The sequence below is a fragment of the Hymenobacter sp. J193 genome (assembly GCF_024700075.1).
Taxonomy (GTDB): Bacteria; Bacteroidota; Bacteroidia; order Cytophagales; family Hymenobacteraceae; genus Hymenobacter.
Genome location: NZ_JAJONE010000001.1, coordinates 4,779,006 through 4,804,448, shown reverse-complemented (window position 1 = coordinate 4,804,448; position 25,443 = coordinate 4,779,006). Strand labels below are relative to the sequence as shown.

Genomic DNA, 25,443 nt, shown 5'->3' with positions numbered 1-25,443 from the left:
TTGCCGGACCGCCCCGCTTTATTTCTTATGAGTCTGCACCAGCCCGGGCGCTGTCGTGGGCATTTACTACCAGTCCGTGAAACCTTCTTCTCCTTTTGAGCAGATGCTGCGCCAGCTGCAGGCCGGCGTGGCCACCCTGGAAGGCCCCGACCTGCGCTATGGCTTCATCAACGACCGGATGCGCGAGCTGGTGGGCGAAGGGCAGCCGGGTCAGCGGGTAACTGAGTTTCCGGGAAACCTGCCCTCAGTTTTCCTGGAGATGCTGCCGCGCATCTACGCCGACGGCAGCGACCATACGGCCAAGGCCTGCGCCTGCGGCCCCCGCCACTGCTACGACCTCTCGGTGCAGCCTTACCACGACGAGCAAGGGCAGGTATCCGGCTTGCTTTTGCTGGCGGTAGATGTTAGCGAGCAGGAAGCGGCCCGGCAGCGGGCCCACGAGCTGGCCCTCACCACGCGCCACCTCGATGCCCGCCTGCGGGTGCTCACCGAAACCGCGCCGCTGATGACTTACACCGTGGACGCGGCCGGGGCCGTTACCTACGTGAGTCCGCAGTGGTACCGCTTTACCGGCCAGCCGCCCACGGCCGACCTGACCGCCATCTGGCCTCTGCTGGTGCACCCCGACGACCGGCTGCGGGTGCTCTACGAATCCGCAGCCGGTCGTCGCACGGGCACGGGTTGGAACTTCGAGTATCGTTTGCGCCGCTACGATGGCGTGTACCGCTGGATGCTGAGCCGTGCCCTGCCCGAAGTGCATCCGCCCGAAGCGCCTTTTTTCTGGCACGGGGCGCTAACGGAGGTACACCTGGAGCGGGAGCTGAGCGAGGCCCGCCGTCGGGGAGAAGCCGAGCTGCGGTTCCTGGCCGACAGCATTCCCGAGCTGGTGTGGACCGCCTCTGCCGAAGGCTTGGTGGACTACTACAACCGGTTCACCATGGAGTATACCGGCCTGACCAAGGAAGAGCTGGGGCCCACGGGCTGGGTGGGCCTGCTGTACCTGCAGGAGCAGGCGGCTGCCGCCCGCCGCTGGGTGCAGAGCGTAGCCAGTGGGGAGGCGTTTGAGGGCGAATACCGGCTGCGGCGCCACGATGGGGTGTACCGCTGGCACACCATCCGGGCCCGGCAGCTAAGCGACGAAAGCGGCCCACGCTGGTTTGGCACCTGCTCCGATATCGAAGAGCAGTACCGGCTGCGGCAGGTGCTGCAAACGCAGTACGATGAGCTTTCCCGGGCTCACCACAACCTGGATACGTTCGTGTACGCGGCCTCGCACGACCTGCGGCAGCCCACCAACAACCTGCGCGGCCTGTTCGAGGAGCTGCGCCGCTCCGCTTCTTTTGCCGACCCCGAGCAGGCCGTGATGCTGGGCATGGTGGATACCGCCCTGGCGGAGCTGGATAGCACCCTCATCGACCTGGCCACCACCGTGCGCACGCAGCGGCAGCAGCAGGAGCCCGTGGAGGTGCTGGATATGAGCCTGGTGCTGGAAGAAATCCTGCTGGGTTTGCGCCCCGAGATTATGCAGCGCGGGGCGCGCATCGACGTGCAGGTAGGCGAGGCCCCGGGCCTGCGCTACAGCCGGGCCAACCTGCGCTCCGTGGTGCATAACCTGGTGAGCAACGCGCTGAAGTTCAGCCACCCCAACCGCCCGCCGCTCATCGTCTTGCGCAGCTACCTCACCCCGGATGGGCAGCCCGTGCTGGAAGTGCGCGACAACGGCCTGGGCATGCACATCGACGATCCGGCCCACCCGATATTCCAGCTTTTCGCCCGCCAGCACACCCACGTAGATGGCACGGGCGTGGGCTTGTACCTGGTGCAGCGCATCGTGAGCAGCCAGGGCGGGCACCTGGCCGTCACCAGCATTATCGGAGAGGGAACCACCTTCACCATCCACTGGAACACGCCCAGCAGTAGCAGCTAACGTCCCACGGAGCCTCACGTGGCCCAACGCCCCACCTGGCCGGAGCCAGGTGGGGCGTTGGGTTGGTCAGCGCACCGGGACAGAAGCGTCAGGCCGAAGCTGCGGGCGTGGTGGGCGCGGGCGCCGGCGCGTCGTAAATCACGTAGTCTTCGTGCTTGCTCACATCGGTCTGCACGAAGGCGGCTTTGCCGGCCTCACACAGCTCTACCAGCTCCTCGTAGAGGGCATTACCGGCCGTCAGGCGCTGCTGGGTAGCCGCCGCTGCCCCCGATTCCGCGTCGTGCTGCTCGCCTATGGCGGCCAGCAGGGCCGCGTTCTGGGTTTCGAGCAGGGTGAGGTCGGCGGCTTTCAGACCTTTGGACGCGTAGGCCGCCAGGTTGGCGCGGCCCACGCGCACGGCGCGTACCAACCCCAGGTACAGGTCACCTTCGGAAGCCGAGTTCAGGCCGCTGGTGCCAAAGGCCTTGTACTGCGGGGTACGGTTGTCGTGCACCAGGCCCACCATACCCATCACGCGCTGCATAGTGCCCAGGGCGGCGGTGCGGGCGGCTTCTTTGGCCTGGGTGGCAGTAGCGGCGGCCTGCACGCCCTCGCCCTCGGTGGGCAGGGCCACGAAGGCGGTGAGCAGGGCTTGCAACTCGGTGATGCGGGCCGACGTGACGCCGTACCCGGCCAGGGCCGCCTGGTCGCGGCGCAGGTAGCCAAGCTTCTCGGTGGTGGTGGTCACCAGAGCGGCCTGGGACATGCTGTACTGGGGGATTTCGGGTTTCTTTTTCATAGATAGAGGAAGGAAGTATTGGAATAGCTGCCAGCCCGGTGCGCTCCGCCAGCGGCTCGATAAGCTGCACAATTTCAATGGCTTTTGCAAGCCTGCTACCTCTGCGGCCGGCGGCCGGTCAGGAACTTCTGCGCGGGCCTCCTATGGGTGTGGCCGCTCACCCAGGAAGTGGGCGCGCGCCTCCCGGGGCTTGCCGCACTCGTCCTGAGCTACCGCCGCTGCTTTCGATACGCCGACGCGGGCGTCCTACACCTCAGCGCGAGCGTCCTAGACGTCAGCGCGAGCAATGGCAGGTGCCCAAAAGGCCGTTTGGAAGGCGTAGGAGGGGATTAGGCGAAAACAGGAGGGAAGCCCGCCCGCTTTCCGGGCACTTGCGCTGAACCCCTATCTTTGGGCACACGCCTCCGCCATGCAAAACGACATCAAGACCCTGCGCATTCAGAATTTCAAGTCCATCAAGGACGTGACGATGACGCCCCGCCGCGTCAACCTCATCATCGGTCCGCCCAACGTAGGCAAGTCGAATATTCTGGAGGCTATGAGTTTGTTGGGAAGTATCGTCTATGAACAAACAGAAAAGTTCATGGGGAGCTTTATTCGGTATGAGGAGCCGCGACAACTATTTTATGATAATCTTGTTTCAAGTACTATTTCAGTGGAGACAGAAAAAGATTTATGCATAATAGGAAAATCCAGTGATGATAAATTAGGTTATGTTTTTATGGATAAAGATATTTTTGAAAAAGTAATATTTGAAAAATATAAAAAGCCATATCAGAAAAATTTTAGAAATTCCATTAAAAATAAAATAATTCGTGATATATATGGTTTTATAAAAGAAAATCAAAATATGTCTAGTTCGAGAATAAATGCTTTATATACTGATATAGATATTAGAGGGGGATTTTCTGCTGGTGATAAAAAAATATCTACAGGACATTATGACGAAGATGATGTAATCATCAGGAGCTATGTTTTTGCAAAGAATGCACAAATTATGAAGGAACACTTTGATGATTATCTCTATCCGTCTACCGGTGATAATCTTGCGCAAATAATAAGAGTCAATCATATTTTAAGAAGAGAAATATCGAAGATGTTTGATGTATATGGATTGAAACTCTTGTTACGTGTAGACGAACGTCGTCTTGAAGTAGTTAAAGATCTTGAAGGTATTATCTATTCTTACCCTTACTCCAGCATTGCCGATACCCTACAACGTATCATTTTTTACCTCGCTGCTATCGAAAGTAACAAAGACTCAGTAATCCTGTTTGAGGAGCCGGAGGCGCATTCGTACCCGCAATACGTGTCGATGCTCGGCAAACGCATTGCCCAGAGCCGTAACAACCAGTTCTTCGTGGCAACACACAGCCCGTACCTGCTGACGGAAATTCTGGAACAGATGCTGCCCGATGAGGAGCAGGCCCGGGAGCTGGCTATTTTCGTGGCGTACTACGAGGACTACCAAACCAAGGTAAAACAGCTCAGCGACGAGGAAGTGCGCGCCATCCGGGGCGACTCGGTGGATGTGTTCTACAACATGGCCCGCTACATTCCGCGCCCCGCCAATGGCTGAGTACGCGCTGTTCGTGCCCGAGTGCAACGTAGATACCTCCCTCACCTTGTCGTTGGTAGCCTATCGTTACCCGTTTGTCAGCCACCGGCAGGGCATTGGGCAGGTGGCCCGCGTGCTGGTGCAGCAGCAGGCTGCCTGCCGGGCCGGGCGCGTGGTAGTGGGCATGGTAGACCGCGACAAGAAGTTTGCCGAGGCCCCCGAGCTGGCGAAGTTCCGGCCCCTGACCCGGCCCCGGCGCGGGCAGGAGCAGTTTCACGAGATTCTGAAGCACCCCGAGGTGCCCAACCAGTACCTTATCGTGCTGAACCCGGCCTGTGACTCCTGGCTGTACCGGGCCGCCGAGGCAGCCAGCGTCAACCTGCCCGCGCTGGGTTTGCCCACCGCGCTGCCGGCTTTCATTGACTTCTGTAAGCAGGAAAACGTGGAAGAAAACCCGCAGATGCAGCGGCTGCTACGCGACATTCAGCGTGCCCAGCCCATTGCCTACCGCGACCTGGCCGACTTTGTAGCCGAGGTAATGCACCTGCCGGGTGCGCACCCGTAGCGCGGGTAGGAGTACAAGCCGATTGGGGCCAACAGCGTTTGAGGCATAACTAGGGGTAGATACGATGCAGCAACGGACAACCTTAAAAGGGCATGATTATGCCGAATCCGGCAAGTCCGCCGGCCTAAGTGCGGCTGCCCGTCGTATATTTCCGAACCCAACCGTGCCCGTATGCCCGCCTTCCCGGCCTCCCTGCCTCCGCCCGACGACCTGACCCTGACGCTGCTCAACGTGTCGTTGACGGGCGTAATCCTGTTCCGGCCGGTGCTGGCAGGGGCTGGCTCCCACGACATCGTGGACTTGGCCTACGAGTTTCTCAACCCCTCGGCCCGGCGGATGCTGCAGCTGCCCGAGCAGCCCGCCGAAACGTTTCTCACGCTCTATCCCAACGCCACCGTTACCGGCATCTTCGATTTCTACCGCAACACTTACAACTCGGGAGAGGCCGGCCGCTACGATGTAAACTACCAGCACGACGGCCTGGACAACTTTTTTCACCTCTCGGCCCAGCGCAGCGGGGAACTGCTGGTCGTAAGCTTTACCGATACGGCCGACCAGAACCGCACGGCCGCTGAGGAGGCCCTGCGCGAAAGCCAGGCCCGGGAGCAGGCCGCCCGCGCCACCGCCGAGCGGGAACGGAACCTGCTGAACGCCCTGCTCACGCAGGCGCCCGTGGCCATGGGCGTGTTGCAGGGAGATGAGCAGAAGATAGTGGCCGTAAATGAGCAGATGAGCGCCATCTGGGGCTATAGCGCCATTGAGCTGCTGGGCCGGCCCCTGCTGGAAGCCGTGCCCGAACTACAAGGGCAAGGCTTCACGGAGCTGATGGAGGAGGTAGCCCGCACGGGCGTACCCTTTGTAGGTACCGAGGTGGCCGCCCGGCTGCGGCAAGAAGGCCGCCTGGATACCCACTACTTCAACTTCGTGTATCAGCCCCTGTACGACGCGGACGGCGCGCTGCTGGGCGTACTCGATATTGCCGTGGACGTGACAGCGCAGGTGCTCAGCCGCCACGAGGCCCAGAACCTGAACGAAGAGCTGGCGGCCACCAACGAAGAGCTGCACGCCGCCAACGAGGAGTTTCTGCAAAACAATGCCGATCTGTTTCTGGCCCAGCAGGAGCTGCGCCTGCTAAACCAGGAGCTGGAAGCCCGCGTGCAGGACCGTACCGCCGAAGCCCGGCAGGCCCGCGCCACCGCCGAGGGGAACCGGGCCCGCCTGGAGCGCCTGTTTATGCAGGCCCCGGCCGCCATCTGTATTCTGGATGGCCCGGAGCTGGTGTATGAGCTGGTGAACCCCGGCTATCAGCAGCTGTTTCCGGGCCGGCAGCTGCAGGGCAAGCCCATCCTGGAAGCCCTACCCGAAATAGCCGGCCATGAGGTACATCGAACGTTTCGCTTGGTCTACGAAACCGGCATTACGCATACGGAGCCGGGCTTGCTGATTCCCTTTGCCCGCCCCGAGGACGGACAGCTGGAAAACCGGTACTTCAACTATATCCAGCAGCCGCGCTTCAACGAGCACGGCCACATCGACGGGGTGCTGGTGTTTGCCTTCGAAGTAACCCAGCAGGTAGAGGCCCGCCAGCACGCCGATAAGCTGCAGAAAGAGGTAGTGGCCGCCATGCAGCGGCAAGTACAGGAGCGCGAAACCTTCTACCAGGTGTTTGCCCAGACGCCGGCCGCTATCTGTATCCAGCGTGGCCCGGAGCACCGCTACGAATACGTAAACGAGGCGTATCAGCAGTTTTTCCCGGGCCGGCAGCTGCTGGGCCGTACCGTAGCCGAGGCTCTTCCCGAAACCGTGGACAGCGGCGTGGTGGACTTGCTTGATGCCGTTTACCAGACGGGGGAAACCTACTCGGGTACGGAACTCCCCCTGCTCATTGCCCAGCCCGACGGGCAGCCGCCCCGGCAGATGTACTTTACCTTCACCTACCAGGCGTACCGTGAAAACGGGGAAATTGTGGGCATCTCTACCTTTGCCTACGATGTGGCCGCCCAAGTGCTGGCCCGCCAGCAGCGCGAGGCCCAGCAGCAGCAGTTGCAGGTGCTGTTTGAGCAGGCCCCGGTAGCCATTGCCGTCTTTCGGGGGGCAGATTACGTGATTGAGGTTGCTAACCCTTCAGTGGCCAGCCTGTGGAGACGCACGCCGTCGGAGGTCATTGGCCGGCCCCTGCTGGAGGCCCTACCCGAGGTACGGGAGCAGGGCTTTAAGGAGCTGCTGGACGAAATTGCCGTTAGTGGTGAGGCCTTCGTGGCCCAGGAAGTGTCGGCCATGCTGGCGCGCGGCCCCGAGCCGGAAACCATCTACCTGAACTTCGTGTACCAGCCGCTGCGTGATACCCAAGGCACTATTACGAGCATTGCCGTCGTAGCTACCGAGGTAACCGAGCAGGTAGCCGCCCGGCGTTCGGCCGAGCAAAGCAAGCTGCAGGCGCAAACCCTGGCCGACGAGCTGGCCGCCCTCAACCAGCAGCTAACCCGCACCAACATCGACCTGGACAACTTCATCTACACCGCCTCCCACGACCTCAAAGCCCCCATCACCAACATCGAAGGCCTGCTGCACGTGCTGCAGAGTATGCTCACTACCTCCACCGCGGCCCCGGAAGTAGGGCCGGTGCTGGGCATGATGTACGAGTCGGTGGCTCGCTTCAAGCGCACCATCAACCACTTGGCCGACGTAACCAAGCTGCAGAAGGAGCACACCCAGCCCACCACCGAAGTAGCCCTGGCGCCCGTGCTGCGCGACGTGCAGCTGGACCTGGCCCCGCTGCTCTCCGAAACCGGTGGCCGGCTGACCATTGATGTAGATGCCTGCCCCAGCGTGCGGTTTTCGGTGAAAAACCTGCGCTCCGTGCTGTTCAACCTGCTTAGCAACGCCCTCAAATACCGCCGCCCAGACCGCCTGCCCGAAATCCGCGTGGCCTGCCACCCCGATGGTGACTATACGGTACTCACAGTGCAGGACAACGGCCTGGGCTTGGCCCCCGAGCAGCTGCCCGAGCTGTTTACCATGTTCCGGCGCCTGCACAGCCACGTAGAGGGCACGGGCCTGGGCCTCTACATGGTGAAGCGCAGCGTGGAAAACGCCGGGGGCCGCGTGTCCGTAACCAGCGAGCCGGGCGTAGGCTCCGTTTTCTCCGTGTATTTCCGTCGCTCCTAGCTGTCTTCTTCCCGTTCCGATACTCTCCTCCAGCCGCCCCGGCTGGCCGATGACGCTCTATTCATGAATCCGCTGCCGTCTGTTTTGCTGATCGATGATGACCCGATCAATAATTTCCTCAATAAAAGCCTGCTCACCCGCCTGGGTATAGCCCAGCACCTTACCGTGGTCGAAAGCGGCCACGCGGCCCTGGATTTCCTGCGCCAACACTGCCAGCAGCCTACGCCGGTCTGCCCGGTACTTATTCTGCTCGATATCAACATGCCCGGCATGAACGGGCTGCAGTTTCTGGAAGCTTACCAGCAGCTTCTGCCTGAGCAGCGGCAGGGCGTGGTCATCGTTATTCTCACCACTTCCCTGCACCCGCGCGACGTGCGCCAGGTGGAGCAGCTGGGCATCATCGACAGTTTCTGAGCAAGCCCCTGACGGCGGATAAAGTCAGCGCCCTGCTGCAGAAGTATTTTCCCCAGGGTTGACCGCGCCGCTGGCCTGCCGGGCTCGGCCCCGATTTGTCTGGCTGGGTGCCCGTTTCCCCGGCCTTTCCTGACGCCGATGGGCGAATCATAAAATAGTACGACCTTCGTTTTCCGGCACAGGCAAACGCCTGCGCAGGTCCGTGGCCACGATTTATGCTGGCCGAACGCAGGGTGGCGGCCGCTATCCGCCGGATTATTGCTGTTTCCTGCTGTGTTTCTATGACTGCTGCTGCCTCCCCTGTGCTGCCCCAATTGCCCAAGGCCCCCACGGGCATTGATGGCCTCGACGACGTAACCGAAGGCGGCCTGCCCCGCGGACGCCCCACCCTTATCTGCGGCTCGGCCGGCTGTGGCAAAACCCTGCTGAGCGTGGAGTTTCTGGTGCGCGGCATTCAGGAGTTTGACGAGCCCGGGGTGCTGATGGCCTTCGAGGAAACCGCCGACGAGCTGGCTGCCAACGTTACGTCTCTGGGCTTCGACCTCAAGCAGCTGCAGGCCGACAAGAAGCTGCGCGTAGACCATATTCACGTGGACCGCTCCGAGATTGAGGAAACCGGCGAGTATGACCTCGAAGGGCTGTTCATTCGCCTGGGCTACGCCATCGACAGCATCGGGGCCAAGCGCGTGGTGCTCGATACCATTGAAAGCCTGTTCTCGGGTTTCAGCAACCAGGCCATTCTGCGCTCGGAAATCCGCCGGCTGTTTCGCTGGCTCAAGGACAAGGGCGTTACCACCATCATCACCGCGGAGCGGGGCGAGGGAAACCTCACGCGCCAGGGTTTGGAAGAGTACGTGTCGGACTGCGTGATTCTGCTCGACAACCGCGTCATCAACCAGATTACCACCCGCCGCCTGCGCATTGTAAAGTACCGCGGCAGCACCCACGGCACCAACGAATACCCGTACCTGATAACGGAACAGGGAATTTCGGTGCTGCCCGTCACTTCCTTGAAGCTGGCCCACACCGTGTCCGACGAAATCGTGTCGACGGGCGTTTCGGGGCTGGACGAGATGTTCAAGCGACGGGGCCTGTACCGGGGCAGCAGCACGCTTATCACAGGTACGGCCGGCACGGCCAAGACCACCCTGGGCGTGGCTTTTGCGCTGGAAGCCTGCCGCCGGGGCGAGCAGTGCCTGTACTTCGCCTTCGAGGAGTCGCCGCAGCAGCTGATCCGCAACATGCGCTCTGTGGGCATGGACCTGGGGCCTTATGTAGAACAAGGGTTGCTAAGGATTGAAGCCTCACGGCCCACGCTCAATGGCCTGGAGCAGCACCTGGTCACTATTCACAAGCTCATTGGCGAGTTTAAGCCGGCGTGCGTGGTCATCGACCCCATTAGCAACCTGGTGTCGGTGGGCAGCATCACGGAAGTGCGCGGCATGCTCACCCGCCTTATCGACTACCTGAAGGTGCAGGGCATCACGGCCTTGTTCACGGCCCTGATGAGCGGCAGCAAAGCCAACCAGGAAATGACCGAGGAAGGCATATCGTCGTTGGTGGATACCTGGCTGCACGTGCGGGACCTGGAAGGCATTGGCGAGCGGAACCGGGGCATCAGCATCCTCAAAGCCCGGGGCATGGCCCACTCCAACCAGGTGCGCGAGTTCCTGGTAACCGACGAGGGCATCCGCCTGCTGGACGTGGTTATCGGGCCGGCGGGCATTGTGACGGGGGCGGGGCGCCACACGCAGTTTCTGCAGGAGCAGGCCCTGGCCCTGGCCGCGCAGCAGGAGGTGGAGCGCCGCGAGCGGGAAGTGGAGCGCAAGCGCCGTGTGCTGGAAGCCACCATTGCCAACCTGCGCACCGAGTTCGAGTCGGTGGAGGAGGAGCTGCGCCACGTGGGCCAGGATGAGCAGCAGCGCCAACAGGACCAGCGCCAGGCGCGCCGGCAGATTGCCCAGGGCCTGACGCCCCGCCCAAGCGGCACTTCAGCCGCCGAGCCTACTAATTCGTAATACCCGGCATGGAAACGTCGTTAGCTTCGGCACCCTTACTTATGGACGAGGAAATCTGGGAACTGCGCCTGTACGTAGCCGGGCATACCGTCAAGTCCGTCACGGCCCTGGCCAACCTGAAAAAGTACTGCGAGGAGCACCTGGCCGGTCGCTACCGCCTGGAAGTCATTGACCTGCTGCAGAACCCGCAGCTGGCCGAGGGCGACCAGATTCTGGCTATTCCCACGCTGGTGCGCAAAGTGCCCTCGCCCATCCGCAAAATCATTGGTGACCTCTCCAACCAGGAGCGGGTGCTGGTGGGGCTGGATATCCGGCCCCTCGACCCTAAGTAGCCCTGCAGTATGGAATCAGAGGAGGGCCAGGCCGCGGCCGGAGCCGAGTACGTATTGCACCTGTACATCACTGGCGCTACGCCCAACTCGGCGCGGGCCGTGCAGAACATCAAGGAAATCTGTGAGCGGTACCTGGCGGGCCGCTATGAGCTTCAGATCGTGGACATCTATCAGCAGCCGGAGCTGGCCCGGGAAGCCCGCATTATTGCGGCGCCTACGCTGGTGAAGCGCAGCCCTGGCCTCACCCGCTGGCTCGTAGGCGACCTGTCGGAGCGGCGCCGGGTACTTACCCTGCTTGGCATCGCGCCCGACCCCAACGACCCGTACCTGCATGGCTGAGCGCGCACTTTCCCCGGCTGAGGCGCTGGCGCTGGAAAATGAGCTGCTGCGCCAGCAGCTGCAAGAGGCCGAAGACCTGCTCACGGCCATCCGGACCGGCACCATTGATGCGCTGGCCGTGCAGGCGCCCGACGGGCCCCGCATCTTCACCCTGGCCGGCGCCGACCAGAGCTACCGCACCCTCATTGAGCAGATGAACGAGGGGGCCCTGCTGCTGAGTGAAACCGGTACAGTGCTGTACTGCAACGCCTGCCTGGCCGGGTGGCTGCGGCTGCCGCTGGCAGAAGTTATGGGCAGCACTTTCGCCGATTTTGTGCCGCTGGGCTTCTGGCAGGCGTGGGAGACGCTGCTAACTCAGGGCTGGCAGGGCAAAGCCAAGGGCGAAATCCCGCTGGAAGCCACCGACGGGCTGCTGTTGCCGTTTGCCTTGTCGATGAACGTGCTGCAGTTCGGCGAAACGCCGGTGCTGGCCGTTATTGTGACTGACCTGGCCGCCGAGCGCGAAATCAGCGGTATCCGGGCCCGGGTAACGGAGCAGAACGCCTTGCTCAGTCGCCAGCACGAAGAGCTCAAAAGTCAGGAAACAGCGCGCCAGGCGGTGGAAAAGGCCGCTGCCGAAGCCCACCGCATGCTGGAAGGAATTCCGCAGATTGCCTGGACGGCCAATGTGCGGGGCGAAAACACTTTTCTGAATCAGCGCTGGTTTGATTACGCCGGCCCGCAGGCCGGCCAGCCGCTGGCCGAGTGGCTGACGGATAGCTTGCACCCCGAGGATATCCGCGCTGCCGAAACCCAGTGGGAGCAGAGCCTGCGCACCGAGCAGCCGCTGGAAGCTGGAGTGCCGCATCCGCAACGCCGCCGGTGAATACCGCTGGATGCTGGGCCGGGCGCTGCCTTCCCGCAACGAGCGGGGCGAGATTATCCAGTGGATTGGCACCTACACCGATATTCACGAACACAAGCTGGCTCAGCAACGCATTGCCCAGGCCCAGCAGCAGCTGCACCGCAACAACGAGCAGCTGGTGCGCGCCAACGTGGACCTGGACAACTTCATCTACACCGCCTCCCACGACCTCAAGCAGCCCATCAACAACATTGAAGGCCTGCTGCAGGCCCTGTTGACGGAGCTGCCCGCCGGGGTAGGGAGCAGCCCGGAGGTGGAGCCGCTGTTGAGCATGATGCAGACTTCCGTGGACCGCTTCAAGCGTACCATCGAGTACCTGACGGAAGTTACCAAGCTGCAGAAGGAGCACGAGCCCCAGCCGGCTTTTGTGCAGCTGGCGCCCGTGGTGGAAGAAGTGCTGCTGGACCTGGGGCCGCTGCTGCAGGCCGCCGATGCCAGGCTGGATGTAGAGGTAGCCAACTGCCCCAGCATCCCGTTCTCCGAAAAAAACCTGCGAAGCGTGGTGTACAATCTGCTTAGCAACGCCGTGAAATATCGGTCCCCGGAGCGGCCCCTGCACATCCGGGTGCAGTACCGGGCCGAGGGTGGCTACTTGGTGCTCACAGTGCAGGACAATGGCCTGGGCTTTCCGATGGCCAGTTCCCATAAGCTCTTCGGTATGTTTCAGCGCTTTCACGGCCACGTCGATGGTTCGGGTATCGGCCTCTACATGGTCAAGCGCATTCTGGACAATGCTGGTGGGCGCATTGAAGTGGACAGCACGGTAGGCGAGGGGTCCACGTTTTCGGTCTGGTTTCCCTACTAGCCAGCCTAACCCAAACCGTCGCAATGGCTGTTACTGCCGGGGTTCCGAAATAGGACCGCGCCCGTTTCACCCTGCCAAAATCCCGGCTCATTAGGGTGGCTGAAAATGCTGGGATTAGCTATTGAATTTAGCTTGATTTTTTCGGGTAAAATGCCGTAATTTGGGCTTAATGTCATTTTATAACTGAAATGACGAATGCTTCATGGCAGGGTGTTGGCTAAATATTTTGGGAACTTTGCCAGTCACCTTTGCCTTGAAGCGTATTGCGTTCTGCGCAGCTAACGGTACTTTTGATGACAACCCGCATTCCCTTTGCCGACCAACCCCCTGTTTCGATGGTCAACCCCGACTCTCCGATGGATGATGCCGCGCAGCCCCCTGCTTTTCGGGGCCGGCGACACGATGAGCTTTGAACCCACGGCTGCCGCGCCCGCCGCGGCCGAAATGGCCCTCGACGGAGAGCAGCCCGAAACACCCGCCGAAACCGAACAGCTGCTGCAGGAAATGGCTTCCGCCGAAGACGAGGCCTCGGTAGAAGAAGCCCCGGAGCCTGTAACGGAGGAGGAGCCCAAGTTTGCCCCCGGCGAAACCATTCACGACGTGGCCACCGTGAACGGCATGTACCAGAACTGGTTTCTGGACTATGCCTCCTACGTGATTCTGGAGCGCGCCGTGCCCGCCATTGAAGATGGCCTCAAGCCCGTGCAGCGCCGCATTCTGCACGCCATGAAGGAAATGGACGATGGCCGCTTCAACAAAGTAGCCAACGTCATCGGGCAAACCATGCAGTACCATCCCCACGGCGACGCCTCCATCGGCGACGCTATGGTGAACCTGGGCCAGAAGGATTTGCTCATCGAAACCCAGGGCAACTGGGGAGACATCCGCACCGGCGACGGCGCGGCCGCCCCACGCTACATTGAGGCCCGCTTAAGCAAGTTTGCCCTGGATGTGGTATTCAACCCCGACATCACGGAGTGGCAGATGAGCTACGACGGCCGCAAGCGCGAGCCGACCACGCTGCCCGTAAAGTTTCCGCTGCTGCTGGCTCAGGGCGTGGAAGGCATTGCCGTGGGGTTGAGCACCAAGATCATGCCCCACAACTTTCGCGAGCTGTGCAAGGCCAGCATCGACGTGCTGCGGGGCCGGGAAATCCAGCTTTTTCCGGATTTCCCGACCGGCGGCCTGTGCGACGTGACCAACTACAATGGCGGCCTGCGCGGGGCCAAAATCCGCCTGCGCGCCACCATCGAGAAGGCCGACAAGACCATGCTCGTTATTCGCGACATTCCGTACGGCACCACCACCACGGCGCTGATGGAAAGCATTGTGAAGGCCTCGGAAGCCAACAAAATCAAGATCAAGAAAGTCGTGGACAACACGGCCGCCGAAGTCGAAATTCAGGTGCACCTGCCGACGGGTATTTCGCCTGACCTGACGATGGACGCGCTGTACGCCTTCACCGACTGCGAAATCAGCATCTCGCCCAACACCTGCGTCATCATCGAAGACAAGCCGCGCTTCGTAGGGGTGGAGGACATGCTGCGGCTGAGCACCCAGAAAACGGTGCGCCTGCTGGAGCGGGAACTGGAGATCCGCCAGGACGAGCTGAACGAGAAGTGGCATTCAGCTTCGCTGGAAAAGATTTTCATTGAAAACCGCATCTACCGCAAGATTGAGGAGTGCGAAACCTGGCAGGACATTCTCGACACCATTGAGAAAGGCCTGAACAAGTTTGTGCGCGTGCAGGGCTCCAAAGCCAAGGCCGACGACCAGCGCATTGTGCTGCGCCGCCCCATCACGGAGGACGACCTTACGCGCCTGACCGAAATCCGCATCAAGCGCATCAGCAAGTTCGACGGCTTCAAGGCCGACGAGTACATCCAGAAGCTGGAAACCGAACTGGCCGAAGTAGCCGACCACCTGGCCAACCTCACGCGCTACGCCATTCACTACTTCGAGGGGCTGCTGAAAAAGTACGGCGCTGGCCGGGAGCGGAAAACCCAGCTGCGCACCTTTGATGTGGTAACGGCCCAGAAAGTGGCCGTGGCCAACCAGAAGCTCTACGTGAACCGCAAAGACGGTTTTGTGGGCTACGGCCTGAAAAAGGACGAAAGCGTGGACTACCTCTGCGACTGCTCGGACCTGGACGACATCATTGCCATCAAGCGCGACGGCACGTTTGTGGTGACCCGCATTGCCGAAAAAACCTTCGTGGGCAAGGACATCCTGCACGCCGGCGTCTACAACAAGAACGACGACCGGCTGGTGTACAACATGGTATACCAGGACGGCGCCTCGGGCATCGCCTTTGCCAAGCGTTTCCTCGTTTCGGGCATCACCCGCGACAAAGCCTACGACCTCACGAAGGGTACCAAGGGCACCAAAACGCTCTACCTCACGGCCAACCCCAACTCCGAGTCGGAGGTGGTGAGCGTGCAGCTTTCCGATAAAGCCCCGGCCCGCGTCAAGCAGTTTGACTTCGATTTTGCCGAGTTGGCAATTAAGGGTAAAGGCTCGATGGGTAACATCGTGACCAAGCAGCCCATCAAGAAAATCACCCAGAAAAGCCTCGGCGACTCCACCCTGGGCGGGCGCGAAATGTTCTTCGACAGCGTAGTAGGCCGCCTCAACACGGCCGGACACGGCCGCTACCTGGGCACCTTCGATACCGACAACACTATTCTGGTGGTGTACAAGGATGGCTCCTACGAGCTGAAGTCGCCCAACCCGACCTATCACTTCGATGTACCCAACATCGTGCTGCTGCGCAAGCTGGAGCCCGATACGGTCATTAGTGCCGTGTACCTGGATGCGGAGACGAAAACGCACTACGTCAAGCGCTTTAAGATTGAAACCAGCACGCTCGAAAAGCGCTTTGTCTTCATTTCCGAAGCGTCGGGCTCCAAGCTGCTGTGCGCTACCTGCTTTGCCGAGCCGCAGGTGGAAGTGAAGCTGCAGCGCGACAAGAAAGCCGACAAGGAAACCGAAAAAATCCAGCTCCACGAGTTCATTGACGTGAAAGGCTGGAAGGCGCTGGGCAACAAGCTCAACTACTTCAAAGTCCACGCCGTGACCCTGCTCACCGACGAAGGCCCCGAGCCGGAGCGCCGGGCGGCCAAAAAGAAAGCTGCGCCGTCGCCCCAAGCCCAGACTGCCGCCGATACCCCGGCGCCGGCCGAGACGCACAGCCACGTGGATATATCGGCCGCCGAGGTAGCCCAGGCCCAGGCCGTACTCAAAACGCCCAAGTCGCAGCTCAAGCTGTTTTAGCCGCCGCATTCGTATAACTCCCCGAAAGCCTCGCCTACCAGCGGGGCTTTTTTCTGTCCAATAAGTAGAGGTAGAGCGGCCGAATAACTGCTGTGCGAACGGCCAATGACCGGTAGCAGCCTGCAAGGCAAATCGGTTTCGACTATTCGGTTAAGAGTAAAAAACGCCAGCTGCTTTCCGCTAACCCCGATAAAAACCGCAGCTTTGCGGAAAATGCAGTTCAGTGGCAGGCAACGCGCAATGGCAACTTCGATGGATAAGCTTGGTGCTGCTGGCATTGCTCAGTGTAGGCCCGGGGCCCGCCGTTGCCCAGGAAAAAGCACCTGCTAACGCCGTCGTTCCCAAACCTCCCGTGCGCAAGCTGCTGGCCGAGGCCCGGGCCCTGCAGCGCCAGTACCGCGACTCCGAAGCCCTGGACAAGTACGAGCAGGTATTGCGCCAGGACGACAAAAACTACGAGGCGCTGTGGCAGGCCGCCTTGCTCAACCTCAGCATCGGGCGGCGCTACACCGATGAAACCCGCAAAAGTGCCTATTACACCATGGCCCGCGGCTACGCCGAACGTAGCTGGGCGCTCAGGCAGGAGGGACCCGAATCGAACTACGCCGTGGCCCTCACGCTCTACAACCAGGCTACGCTGCTGCGCGCCAAGGACCGCCTGCGGGCCTACCGCGACATGAAGGCCTACGTGTTTATGGCTGTGGCCCGTCGCCCCGACTGGTCGGAAGCCTGGCAGCTGCTGGGCCGCTGGCACTACCGCGTCGACCACTACAACCTGCTGGAGCGGGCCTTTAGCGGCTTGTTTCTGGGCGGCCGGCCCGACGGGGCCAGCTCCCGCAAAGCCATTGACGCTCTGCAGCGGGCCCAGGAGCTGAATCCGCAGCGCATCGAAGTGTACTACGATCTGGCCCGGGTGTTCGAAAACCAGGACCGCCGCGCCCAGGCCCTGGACATCCTGCGCCGAGCTGCCACGCTCACGCCTTTCACCACGGAGGAGTTGGAAATCAGCCGCCGCTGCCGCAACCTGCGCGAAAAGCTGGAGCGCAAAGTCGGCCGCCAGACCTCGGGCAAACAGTCCTAGAGCCCGCATAAGCCCGGTCGGACTTCCTATCTTTGTAGAATGAAACCACGGCGCAGGACGACGTTTTTGCGGGTAACGAGCATTGTTGGGGTCTGGCTGTCTGCCCTGCAGCTCCTGGCGGGCTGCAGCTCCGGGGCCAGTGAGGTGCCCGAGCTGATGGTGCCGCTCAGTACGGTGCAGAGCGGGCCCGCCATCCAGGCCGAAGAGCTGAACGGCGCCATTGCCCGCCAGCCCCGCAATGCCAGCCTGTACGCGCACCGGGCCGAGTTTCGGCTGGCCGCCGGCCAGGTAGAGGCTGCCCTGCGCGACCTGAACCAGGCGCTGGAGCTGGATGATGCCCCCGGCGAATTCTACTACCTGAAGGCCCGTGCCCTGCGTGCCCAGGGCCAGCTGGCGGGCACGCTGGCAGCAGCGGCCGAGGCTTCCCGGCACGGCTACGCTTCGCCGGCTCTCAGTCTGCTGGTGGGAGAGGCCCACCTGGCCGCCCGCCACTACTCCGACGCCCTCGACCACCTCGACCGCGCCCTGCGTCAGGAGCCCGCCAACGCCGGCGCCCTGTTCTACAAGGGCCTGGCCTACTCGGGCCTGCGCGACACAGCCCAGGCACTCGCCATGCTGCAAGCCAGCGTGAGGCTGGATCCGCGCCAGCCGGAAAGCCTGCACCAACTGGCCTTTCTGGCCAACGCCAACCATCAGCCCTTGCTGGCCGCGCCCTACGCCGCCCGGGGCCTGCGCCTGGCGCCAACCTACGGCCCGCTGCACTACGATTATGGCCGGCAGTTCGATCTGCAGGGTTTGTCCGACAGCGCCCAGCGGCACTTCCGGCGGGCCCTGCGCTACGATACCACCCTCTACCGCGCCGATTACCGCGTAGCCCTGGCCTTGTTTCGGCAGCGGCAGTACCAGGCGGCTATTCCCCACCTGCGGCGGGCGCTGCGCCGCTCCGTGCTGCTACCCAACGCCCGCCAGATGCTGGCCGAAAGCCATGAGGCCCAGGGCCAGCACGACCTGGCATTGGTAGAGTTTCAGCGGCTGGTACAGGAAAACCCCGGCAACCGGCACTGGACCTACAAAGTATGGAAGGGCCGGGCCCGGGCCCAGGGCCAGCCCACGGAAACGCCGCGCCGCGCCGCCGTAGAGCCAGTGGCCCCGCTCAACATTTCGCGTCCGTCTTCGGGGCTCTAAAATGGTGAGGTGGTGAAATAGTGAGTTTGATGTTCTAACCGCACATTCTGCGCGGCATTAATAGAACGTCAACTCACCATTTCACCACTTCACAATTTCACCACTTGTGTAACTTGCGGGCTCACGGCTGTTTGTATAGCCATTAGCCAACCTCATTTTTATGCTCAACATCACCCTCCCCGACGGCTCGGTGCGCCAGTTTGTAGATGGCGCCACGGGCTACGACGTAGCCGCCAGCATCAGCGAAGGCCTGGCCCGCAATGCATTGGGCGTGCGCGTCAACGGCGAAGTGCGCGACCTGCACCGCCCCATCAACCAGGATGCCAACGTGGCCATTCTTACCTGGAACGACCCCGAAGGAAAGTCGACCTTCTGGCATTCCTCGGCTCACCTGATGGCCGAAGCCCTCGAAGCGCTGTATCCCGGCGTAAAGCTTGGCATCGGCCCCAGCATCGAGAACGGATTCTACTACGACATTGACCTGGGCGAAGGCCGCACGATTTCAACCGACGATTTGCCGGAAGTAGAAAAGAAGATGCTGGAGCTGGCCAAGAAGAAAAGCCAGTTTGAGCGCCGCGAGGTAAGCAAAGCCGATGCTATTGCCTTTTTCACCGAAAAGCAGGACCCCTACAAGCTGGACTTGCTGGAACGCCTCGAAGATGGCACCATCACCTTCTACCAGCAGGGCGACTTCACCGACCTCTGCCGCGGCCCGCACATCCCCGATACTTCGCCCATCAAGGCTGTGAAGCTGCTCAACGTGGCCGGGGCCTACTGGCGCGGCGACGAGAAAAACAAGCAGCTCACGCGCATCTACGGCATCACGTTTCCCAAAGCCAAGGAGCTGACGGAGTACCTGGAGCGGCTGGAAGAAGCCAAGCGCCGCGACCACCGCAAGCTGGGCAAGGAGCTGGAGCTGTTTACGTTCTCGGAGAAAGTAGGTGCCGGGCTGCCGCTGTGGCTGCCCAAAGGCACGGCCCTGCGCGAGCGGCTGGAGCAGTTTCTGCGCAAAGCCCAAATGAAGGCCGGCTACTCGCCCGTGGTAACGCCGCACATCGGGTCGAAGGAGCTGTACGTGACCAGCGGCCACTACGAAAAGTACGGGGCCGACTCGTTTCAGCCAATCAAAACGCCAAACCCGGGTGAGGAATTTTTCCTCAAGCCCATGAACTGCCCCCACCACTGCGAAATCTACAAGAGCAAGCCCCGCTCGTACCGCGACCTGCCGGTACGTTTGGCTGAGTTCGGCACGGTGTACCGCTACGAGCAGAGCGGGGAACTGCACGGCCTCACGCGGGTGCGCGGCTTCACCCAGGACGACGCGCACATCTTCTGCCGCCCCGACCAGGTGAAGGAGGAATTTCTCAAGGTAATTGACATTGTGCTCTACGTGCTGCGGGCGCTGGACTTTCCGGAATTCACGGCCCAGATTTCGTTGCGCGACCCGGAAAACAAAACCAAGTACATCGGCTCCGACGAGAACTGGGCCCGCGCCGAGCAGGCCATCATCGAAGCGGCCGCGGAAAAAGGCCTGACGACGGTGACGGAGCTGGGCGAGGCGGCCTTCTATGGCCCCAAGCTCGACTTTATGGTGCGCGACGCGCTGGGCCGCAAGTGGCAGCTGGGTACCATCCAGGTCGACTACAACCTGCCCGAGCGGTTTGAGCTGGAATACGTGGCCTCCGACAACTCCCGCCAGCGGCCGGTAATGATTCACCGCGCCCCATTTGGCTCCCTGGAGCGCTTCGTGGCCGTGCTGATTGAGCACTGCGGCGGCAATTTTCCGCTGTGGCTTTCGCCCGAGCAGTTTGCCATTCTGCCCATTTCGGAGAAATACCAGGAGTACGCCCAGCAGGTGTACGACCGCCTCACGCAGGCCGACCTGCGCGGAACGATTGATGCGCGCGACGAGAAAATCGGCCGCAAAATCCGGGATGCTGAAATTTCCAAAGTGCCCTACATGCTCATTGTAGGGGAGAAGGAGCAGGAAAACGGCATCGTATCGGTGCGCCGCCACGGCGAGGGCGACCTGGGCTCCATGCCCATCGAGGCGTTCGTGCGCAACTTCGAAGAGCAGGTGGCCGAGCTGATGCGCGGGGCCTAACCCGGCAGTATTCTTCGGCGTATTTGCGGCCGCAGGTTGTTGCAATTGAAAAAAAAGCGGATATTTGCCCACTGATACGCCCGCCCGGCTTGCCGTGACGGGCGTATCAGTGCCAGATAGCCATATCTCTCACCTTTCAGTAGGAGGACTTTCCCATAGCTACCCCGAATCGTCGTTACGTACCCCGCCAGCAGGTGGAGGAGCCGTTCAAGATCAACCAGAAAATCACCGCCCGCGAAATTCGTCTTGTTGGCGAAAACGTGCAGGTGGGTATTTACCCCGTTGAGCAGGCCCGCCGCATGGCCCAGGAGCAAAACCTGGACCTGGTGGAAATTTCGCCCACGGCGGTTCCGCCCGTGTGCCGCATCATCGACTACTCGAAATTCAAGTACGAGCAGAAGAAGCGTACCCGCGAGCTGAAAGCCAAGGCCACGAAGGTGGTAGTTAAGGAAATCCGCTTCGGCCCCAACACCGACGACCACGATTTCGCCTTTAAGCTCAAGCACGCCCAGGAATTCCTGAAGGAAGGTGCCAAGATCAAGGCGTACGTGCACTTTGTGGGCCGTAGCATCGTCTTCAAGGAGCGGGGCGAAATCTTGCTACTCAAGTTTGCCCAGGCTCTGGAAGAGCTGGCCAAAGTGGAGCAGCTGCCCAAACTCGAAGGCAAGCGTATGTTCCTGTACCTGGCACCCAAAGTGGTGGTGAAGGCCAAGCCCGCTGCTCCGGCTCCGGCCGCTAAGCCCGCTGGCGGCAAAGAAGGAGCCCCGGCTTCCAAAGCTGCTCCCGCCGAGGCGGCCGAGTCGGAGGACTAGCCCGGCGCTTAACGCCCGTTTTTTCCAGGCGAACCGGCCCTAGGCAGCCGGCCGCCGCAGTTGTTTTACCCATTTACTTTTTTCACAATGCCGAAAATGAAAACCAAGTCCGGCGCCAAGAAGCGTTTCTCGCTCACCGGCACCGGCAAGATCAAGCGTAAGCACGCCTTCAAGTCGCACATCCTGACCAAGAAGTCCATCAAGCAGAAGCGTAACCTGACGCATGCTACGCTGGTGAGCTCGGCCGATATGAACCGCGTAAAAGACATGCTGAACCTGTAATAAATGGTTGATTGTGGTATGGCTATCTGGTCGGTTTTCAGCCAGTTATCCACCCAGCCATTTTAAACAGTTTTTTTCTCAACCAGGCGCCCGGCTGAAATACAAGACGCACCATTGCGCCGCCGGCCGCCAAAAACAAGTAGGTTATGCCAAGAAGTGTAAACCACGTGGCCTCCCGCCACCGTCGGAAAAAATTGATGAAACTTGCGAAGGGCTATTATGGCCGTCGCAAGAATGTATGGACCGTAGCAAAGAACGCCGTAGAGAAAGGCTTGCTCTACGCTTTCCGCGACCGTCGCGTCAAGAAGCGCGAATTCCGCGCCCTCTGGATTCAACGTATCAACGCTGGTGCCCGTCAGCACGGTTTGTCTTACTCGCAGTTCATGGGCGGCCTGAAGAAGGCTGGCATTGAGCTCAACCGCAAAGTACTGGCCGACCTGGCTCTGAACCATCCCGAAGCCTTCAAAGGCATTATCGAGAAGATCAAGTAAGCTGGTCAGCCCACTTGCCTGCAAAAAGGCCCAGTCTCTTCCGGAGGCTGGGCCTTTTTTATGCTATTCCAACGGCTCTACCTACTGCGTACGAAAGTATTAAGCTACTTGTACTTGTACCTGAGCGAGCTGCAGCCAGTTCTGAGCGGCTTCAATGTCCTGAAACAGGCGCATTTCAAAGCGGTTGCCCACGCGCTGGTGCATGGCTTCGGCCGAGGCCTGGCCAAAGATGCCTGGGGCTACCACGTGCGCAAACCGGGTGAGGCCGGCTGCCAGGGCCTGGGGCATCCACTGCTGCTCAATCCAGTCGTTGGCCTGGTTCCAGGAGCCGATAACGGCCCGGTTGTCGTTGAGCATATAGGGGCACTTGGTGGCATGCAGCACCTGCAGCACTCCCTGGCAGCCCTGAATGACGGCATCCGTAGAGAGCAGCCCCTGCCAGTTGTTATAAATCCACTGGTTGGCGGCATCGTGCTGCACGGTCAGGTACACGTTGCCAAAGGAGTTGGTATACTGCGTCATAGGGGAGAGGCCAGGGCCGGGAAGGTAGGGGAAATGCCCGGAAATAAAAAACCGCATAGAACGGTGGTTCTATGCGGTTTTTTGTTGTAGCGGGGACGAGAGTTGAACTCGTGACCTCAGGGTTATGAATCCTGTGCTCTAACCAACTGAGCTACCCCGCCGGGTTTTTGGTGGCGCAAAGGTAGCTACAAGATTTGTAGCGGCGCAAGCGTTGACGCAAAAAAAACCCATTATCTTGCCGCAAACCAACAGTACCGCCTGGTGCTGACGGCGCTCTGCTTTGTTTCCCTTTTGCCTATGCCGCTCTCCGCTACACGTTCCAAACACCGGTTTACGGTGGAGTACCCTATCAACGCTTCGCCTAAGATTCTGTATCCGTATCTGGCAACTGCTTCGGGCCTGAGCCACTGGTTTTGTCAGAAAGTACGCACCGACGCGCCGCACCATTTCATCTTTACCTGGGATAGGCAGGACCATCATGCCGAACTGACCTCGCAGCGCACTAACCGCTCGGCCCGCTTTGTGTTTCTCGATAAAAACCACCGCCACGTGCCCGATGCCAACTACCTGGACTTTACCATTGAGTCGTCGGAGCTCACGCAGGAAGTGTTTCTGCGCGTGATTGACTACTCTGAGGAGACGGACGATATTGAGCTGCAGGAAATGTGGGATAATCTGGTACAAAATCTGCGGGAGCAGGTGGGCGGCTAGTCCCCGCCGCCGTGTTCCGGTGCCGAGCGTAAGTTAAACGAGCCGTACTTTCGTTTTGCTTACGCTTTGTTGTTGATGCCCGGGACGCATTTTATTCCCCGGCCGTACTCATGAAAAAACTCGATAAACTTATTCTGAAGGCCTTTGCCGGCCCGTTCGTCCTCACGTTTGCGGTGGTGCAGTTCATTCTGCTCACCCAGTACATGCTCAAGTACATGGACGACATCATCGGCAAGGACCTGGGCGCCGGCGTGCTGGTGCAGCTGCTGGGCTTTTTCAGCGTGCTCATCGTGCCCGTGTCGCTGCCGCTGGCCGTGCTGCTATCTTCCCTGATGACTTACGGCACGCTGGGCGAGCACCAGGAGCTGACGGCCATTAAAACCTCCGGCATTTCGCTGCCGCGCATTCTGCGGCCGGTGCTGCTGGTAAGCACCGTGCTGGCTGTGGGCGCCTTCTGGTTCAACAACACCATCGTGCCCAAAGCCAACCTGAAAGCCTACAGCCTGCTCTGGGACGTGCGCCAGCAAAAGCTGGCCCTGGATATCCGGGAAGGCATTTTCTACAATGGCATTCCCGGCTACACCATCAAAGTCGAGAAAAAGCTGGGCGAAAACGGCGACCGGCTGCACGGCGTGATGATCTACGACCACTCGCGCAGCACCGGCAACTCGGCCGTGATTCTGGCCGATTCGGGCCGCATGTTCACGCGCTTCGGCGGGCAATACCTAAGCCTGGAGTTGTTCAGCGGTACCAGCTACGTGGAGCAGCCCGAAGGAAATAACCGCACCGAAACCGGCTTCTGGCGGCAGAACTTCAAGCGCAACCTCATCACCTTCTCCCTGGCTTCCTTTAGCCTCGACCGCACCAAGGAAGAGCTGTTCTCGGAAAACAAGATGATGAAAAACCTCAGCCAGCTCCAGCGGTATACCGACTCGCTGCAGCGGCAGCTGGGCAAGGAGCGGCAGCGCACCAGCCTCGAGCTGAACTCCTACTACACGCATATGCGCGTGGACACCCTGGGGCAGGCCCAGCGCCGCCGCCTCGTGCACTGGCAGCGCATTCCGCTGAGCCGTCTCGCTCCGCTTTCCGAAAGTCTGGTGCAGAATGCCGCCGACCGCGCCCGCAATGTGCGCGCCTCCATTACCAGCGCCCAGGTACGCCTGACCGAGCTTTCCCGCGACACGAACAACTACCGCATCGAAATTTTCCGCAAGTACACGCAGTCGGCGGCCATTCTCATCATGTTTTTTATTGGAGCCCCGCTGGGCGCCATCATCAAAAAGGGTGGCCTGGGCGTGCCGGTGCTGATTTCTATTCTGTTCTTTATCGTGTTCTACGTGCTTAGCATCATCGGCGAGAAGTATGGGCGCGAAGGGGTAATGCCCGTGGGCCTGGGTATGTGGATGGCCAACCTGATTCTGCTGCCCATCGGCCTGTTCTTCCTCAACCAGGCCCGACGCGACTCCGGCCTGCTCGACTGGGACCTGAGCCGGTTGTTTCCCGCCGGGCTGCGCTGGCCCTTCCGGGGCTATAAGAAGGCCGCTTAATGCGAGGTGAATGTGTTAATATGAAGATTTTGCTGATGTGCTAATAGTAAGGAATAGGCACCGGGAAAGGATGTATCATTGTATTAGCACATCAGCACATTCTCCTCCATTAGCAAATTGACCCCTGGCATTTCTCACATTAAGTAGCTACCTTTGCGGCCACCCCGAAATGCGGGGTGGCTCTTTTTTTTTCATTTTTAATCCAGGACGGGGAAACCTATCTGCCGATGAAACTCACTACCGAAGCAAAACAGGCTATTTTCGAGAAAAGCAGCCTGCAGAAGTCCACCACCGATACCGGTTCGGCCGAATCGCAAATTGCGCTGTTCACGCACCGCATCAACCACCTGACGGAGCACCTGAAGGTAAACAAGAAGGACTTCTCAACCCGCCTGGGTCTGCTGAAGCTCGTAGGTAAGCGTCGTCGTCTGCTGGATTACCTGCAGCACCGCGAAATCAACCGCTACCGCGCCATCATTAAAGAGCTGGGTATCCGCAAGTAACCCGCCTCGCCGGAGCAGGGAGCCTTTTCACGAAGGTTCCCTGCTCTTTTTTGTGCTAAGCCGGCACGCCTTCCTGGCGTCGGCGGCGGCCTCTTCCCAGAACGAATTTCCTCAGAGCAAAACG

At 60.5% G+C, this 25,443-nt stretch carries 21 protein-coding genes, 1 tRNA gene and 1 pseudogene; 20 read left to right on the top strand and 3 right to left on the bottom strand.

Going from position 1 to position 25,443, the window contains the following annotated elements:
- The first annotated feature begins 76 nt into the window (after positions 1-76).
- Positions 77-1,927: a PAS domain-containing sensor histidine kinase gene (locus tag LRS06_RS21085; RefSeq protein WP_257873329.1), complete on the top strand. Its 1,851-nt coding sequence runs from the start codon at positions 77-79 to the stop codon at positions 1,925-1,927.
- 88 nt (positions 1,928-2,015) lie between these two features.
- Here the strand turns inward: LRS06_RS21085 and LRS06_RS21080 are convergent, their stop codons facing one another.
- Positions 2,016-2,705, bottom strand: a complete 690-nt coding sequence (locus LRS06_RS21080) for a hypothetical protein (RefSeq protein WP_257873328.1) — start codon at positions 2,703-2,705, stop codon at positions 2,016-2,018.
- Between the two features lie 409 nt (positions 2,706-3,114).
- Here LRS06_RS21080 and LRS06_RS21075 point away from each other — a divergent pair, with 409 nt between their 5' ends.
- The 16 genes and pseudogenes from LRS06_RS21075 (at position 3,115) to rplT (ending at position 22,036) form a co-directional block, all read left to right on the top strand.
- Complete coding sequence (locus LRS06_RS21075; protein WP_257873327.1) at positions 3,115-4,284, top strand: AAA family ATPase; 1,170 nt, start codon at positions 3,115-3,117, stop codon at positions 4,282-4,284.
- The gene (locus LRS06_RS21070; RefSeq protein ID WP_257873326.1) at positions 4,277-4,828 is read left to right on the top strand and encodes a hypothetical protein; all 552 of its coding nucleotides are present in this window, start codon (positions 4,277-4,279) and stop codon (positions 4,826-4,828) included. The genes LRS06_RS21075 and LRS06_RS21070 overlap by 8 nt, the downstream gene beginning before the upstream one ends.
- Positions 4,829-4,999: 171 nt before the next feature.
- On the top strand, positions 5,000-7,996 hold the full coding sequence (locus tag LRS06_RS21065) for a PAS domain-containing sensor histidine kinase (protein ID WP_257873325.1): 2,997 nt from the start codon (positions 5,000-5,002) through the stop codon (positions 7,994-7,996).
- Positions 7,997-8,059: 63 nt separating this feature from the next.
- Positions 8,060-8,410 carry a response regulator gene (locus LRS06_RS21060; RefSeq protein ID WP_257873324.1) on the top strand — a complete coding sequence of 117 codons (351 nt, stop codon included), beginning with the start codon at positions 8,060-8,062 and terminating at the stop codon, positions 8,408-8,410.
- Between the two features lie 281 nt (positions 8,411-8,691).
- Positions 8,692-10,428 carry a circadian clock protein KaiC gene (gene kaiC / locus LRS06_RS21055; protein WP_257873323.1) on the top strand — a complete coding sequence of 579 codons (1,737 nt, stop codon included), beginning with the start codon at positions 8,692-8,694 and terminating at the stop codon, positions 10,426-10,428.
- 8 nt (positions 10,429-10,436) lie between these two features.
- Positions 10,437-10,760 carry a circadian clock KaiB family protein gene (locus LRS06_RS21050; protein WP_231403107.1) on the top strand — a complete coding sequence of 108 codons (324 nt, stop codon included), beginning with the start codon at positions 10,437-10,439 and terminating at the stop codon, positions 10,758-10,760.
- Positions 10,761-10,769: 9 nt separating this feature from the next.
- Positions 10,770-11,099 (top strand): circadian clock KaiB family protein, encoded by a 330-nt coding sequence (locus LRS06_RS21045; protein ID WP_257873322.1) that lies wholly within the window; start codon positions 10,770-10,772, stop codon positions 11,097-11,099.
- Positions 11,092-11,964, top strand: coding sequence for a PAS domain-containing protein (locus LRS06_RS21040; RefSeq protein ID WP_257873321.1), 873 nt, complete (start codon positions 11,092-11,094; stop codon positions 11,962-11,964). Before LRS06_RS21045 ends, LRS06_RS21040 begins: the two co-directional genes overlap by 8 nt.
- 10 nt (positions 11,965-11,974) lie before the next feature.
- Positions 11,975-12,808, top strand: coding sequence for an ATP-binding protein (locus LRS06_RS21035; protein WP_257873320.1), 834 nt, complete (start codon positions 11,975-11,977; stop codon positions 12,806-12,808).
- 618 nt (positions 12,809-13,426) lie between these two features.
- Positions 13,427-16,081, top strand: coding sequence for a DNA gyrase/topoisomerase IV subunit A (locus LRS06_RS21030; protein ID WP_374679453.1), 2,655 nt, complete (start codon positions 13,427-13,429; stop codon positions 16,079-16,081).
- A gap of 352 nt (positions 16,082-16,433) precedes the next feature.
- On the top strand, positions 16,434-17,162 hold the full coding sequence (locus LRS06_RS21025; protein ID WP_257873319.1) for a hypothetical protein: 729 nt from the start codon (positions 16,434-16,436) through the stop codon (positions 17,160-17,162).
- A gap of 39 nt (positions 17,163-17,201) precedes the next feature.
- Positions 17,202-18,347: a lipopolysaccharide assembly protein LapB gene (locus LRS06_RS21020; RefSeq protein WP_257873318.1), complete on the top strand. Its 1,146-nt coding sequence runs from the start codon at positions 17,202-17,204 to the stop codon at positions 18,345-18,347.
- Positions 18,348-18,507: 160 nt separating this feature from the next.
- The gene (gene thrS, locus LRS06_RS21015) at positions 18,508-20,451 is read left to right on the top strand and encodes a threonine--tRNA ligase (protein ID WP_257873317.1); all 1,944 of its coding nucleotides are present in this window, start codon (positions 18,508-18,510) and stop codon (positions 20,449-20,451) included.
- Between the two features lie 155 nt (positions 20,452-20,606).
- Positions 20,607-21,164 (top strand): annotated as a pseudogene (gene infC, locus LRS06_RS21010) (translation initiation factor IF-3); the annotation flags it as partial.
- Positions 21,165-21,350: 186 nt separating this feature from the next.
- Positions 21,351-21,545, top strand: a complete 195-nt coding sequence (rpmI, locus tag LRS06_RS21005) for a 50S ribosomal protein L35 (protein WP_149072518.1) — start codon at positions 21,351-21,353, stop codon at positions 21,543-21,545.
- Positions 21,546-21,691: 146 nt separating this feature from the next.
- The gene (gene rplT, locus LRS06_RS21000) at positions 21,692-22,036 is read left to right on the top strand and encodes a 50S ribosomal protein L20 (protein ID WP_257873316.1); all 345 of its coding nucleotides are present in this window, start codon (positions 21,692-21,694) and stop codon (positions 22,034-22,036) included.
- Between the two features lie 99 nt (positions 22,037-22,135).
- Here the strand turns inward: rplT and LRS06_RS20995 are convergent, their stop codons facing one another.
- Both LRS06_RS20995 and LRS06_RS20990 read right to left on the bottom strand, forming a co-directional pair.
- Positions 22,136-22,558, bottom strand: coding sequence for a hypothetical protein (locus LRS06_RS20995; protein ID WP_257873315.1), 423 nt, complete (start codon positions 22,556-22,558; stop codon positions 22,136-22,138).
- A gap of 87 nt (positions 22,559-22,645) precedes the next feature.
- Positions 22,646-22,719, bottom strand: a tRNA-Met gene (locus tag LRS06_RS20990).
- 136 nt (positions 22,720-22,855) lie between these two features.
- On the opposite strand from LRS06_RS20990, the gene LRS06_RS20985 reads away from it, so the two are divergent.
- The 3 genes from LRS06_RS20985 (at position 22,856) to rpsO (ending at position 25,319) form a co-directional block, all read left to right on the top strand.
- On the top strand, positions 22,856-23,269 hold the full coding sequence (locus LRS06_RS20985; RefSeq protein WP_257873314.1) for an START-like domain-containing protein: 414 nt from the start codon (positions 22,856-22,858) through the stop codon (positions 23,267-23,269).
- 110 nt (positions 23,270-23,379) lie between these two features.
- Complete coding sequence (locus LRS06_RS20980) at positions 23,380-24,816, top strand: LptF/LptG family permease (protein WP_257873313.1); 1,437 nt, start codon at positions 23,380-23,382, stop codon at positions 24,814-24,816.
- 227 nt (positions 24,817-25,043) lie between these two features.
- A complete protein-coding gene (gene rpsO, locus LRS06_RS20975) occupies positions 25,044-25,319 on the top strand; it encodes a 30S ribosomal protein S15 (protein WP_149072523.1) in 276 nt (91 codons plus the stop codon).
- The last annotated feature ends 124 nt before the right edge of the window (positions 25,320-25,443 follow it).

Coding starts and splice junctions, on each gene's coding strand:
- LRS06_RS21070 (WP_257873326.1), top strand. CDS start 4,277: ATGGCTGAGTACGCGCTGTTCGTGCCCGAGTGCAACGTAGATACCTCC.
- rpmI (WP_149072518.1), top strand. CDS start 21,351: ATGCCGAAAATGAAAACCAAGTCCGGCGCCAAGAAGCGTTTCTCGCTC.
- kaiC (WP_257873323.1), top strand. CDS start 8,692: ATGACTGCTGCTGCCTCCCCTGTGCTGCCCCAATTGCCCAAGGCCCCC.
- LRS06_RS21050 (WP_231403107.1), top strand. CDS start 10,437: ATGGAAACGTCGTTAGCTTCGGCACCCTTACTTATGGACGAGGAAATC.
- LRS06_RS20985 (WP_257873314.1), top strand. CDS start 22,856: ATGCCGCTCTCCGCTACACGTTCCAAACACCGGTTTACGGTGGAGTAC.
- LRS06_RS20980 (WP_257873313.1), top strand. CDS start 23,380: ATGAAAAAACTCGATAAACTTATTCTGAAGGCCTTTGCCGGCCCGTTC.
- LRS06_RS21075 (WP_257873327.1), top strand. CDS start 3,115: ATGCAAAACGACATCAAGACCCTGCGCATTCAGAATTTCAAGTCCATC.
- LRS06_RS21040 (WP_257873321.1), top strand. CDS start 11,092: ATGGCTGAGCGCGCACTTTCCCCGGCTGAGGCGCTGGCGCTGGAAAAT.
- rpsO (WP_149072523.1), top strand. CDS start 25,044: ATGAAACTCACTACCGAAGCAAAACAGGCTATTTTCGAGAAAAGCAGC.
- LRS06_RS21080 (WP_257873328.1), bottom strand. CDS start 2,705: ATGAAAAAGAAACCCGAAATCCCCCAGTACAGCATGTCCCAGGCCGCT.
- LRS06_RS21030 (WP_374679453.1), top strand. CDS start 13,427: ATGTACCAGAACTGGTTTCTGGACTATGCCTCCTACGTGATTCTGGAG.
- thrS (WP_257873317.1), top strand. CDS start 18,508: ATGCTCAACATCACCCTCCCCGACGGCTCGGTGCGCCAGTTTGTAGAT.
- LRS06_RS21060 (WP_257873324.1), top strand. CDS start 8,060: ATGAATCCGCTGCCGTCTGTTTTGCTGATCGATGATGACCCGATCAAT.
- LRS06_RS20995 (WP_257873315.1), bottom strand. CDS start 22,558: ATGACGCAGTATACCAACTCCTTTGGCAACGTGTACCTGACCGTGCAG.
- LRS06_RS21045 (WP_257873322.1), top strand. CDS start 10,770: ATGGAATCAGAGGAGGGCCAGGCCGCGGCCGGAGCCGAGTACGTATTG.
- rplT (WP_257873316.1), top strand. CDS start 21,692: ATGCCAAGAAGTGTAAACCACGTGGCCTCCCGCCACCGTCGGAAAAAA.
- LRS06_RS21065 (WP_257873325.1), top strand. CDS start 5,000: ATGCCCGCCTTCCCGGCCTCCCTGCCTCCGCCCGACGACCTGACCCTG.
- LRS06_RS21035 (WP_257873320.1), top strand. CDS start 11,975: ATGCTGGGCCGGGCGCTGCCTTCCCGCAACGAGCGGGGCGAGATTATC.
- LRS06_RS21020 (WP_257873318.1), top strand. CDS start 17,202: ATGAAACCACGGCGCAGGACGACGTTTTTGCGGGTAACGAGCATTGTT.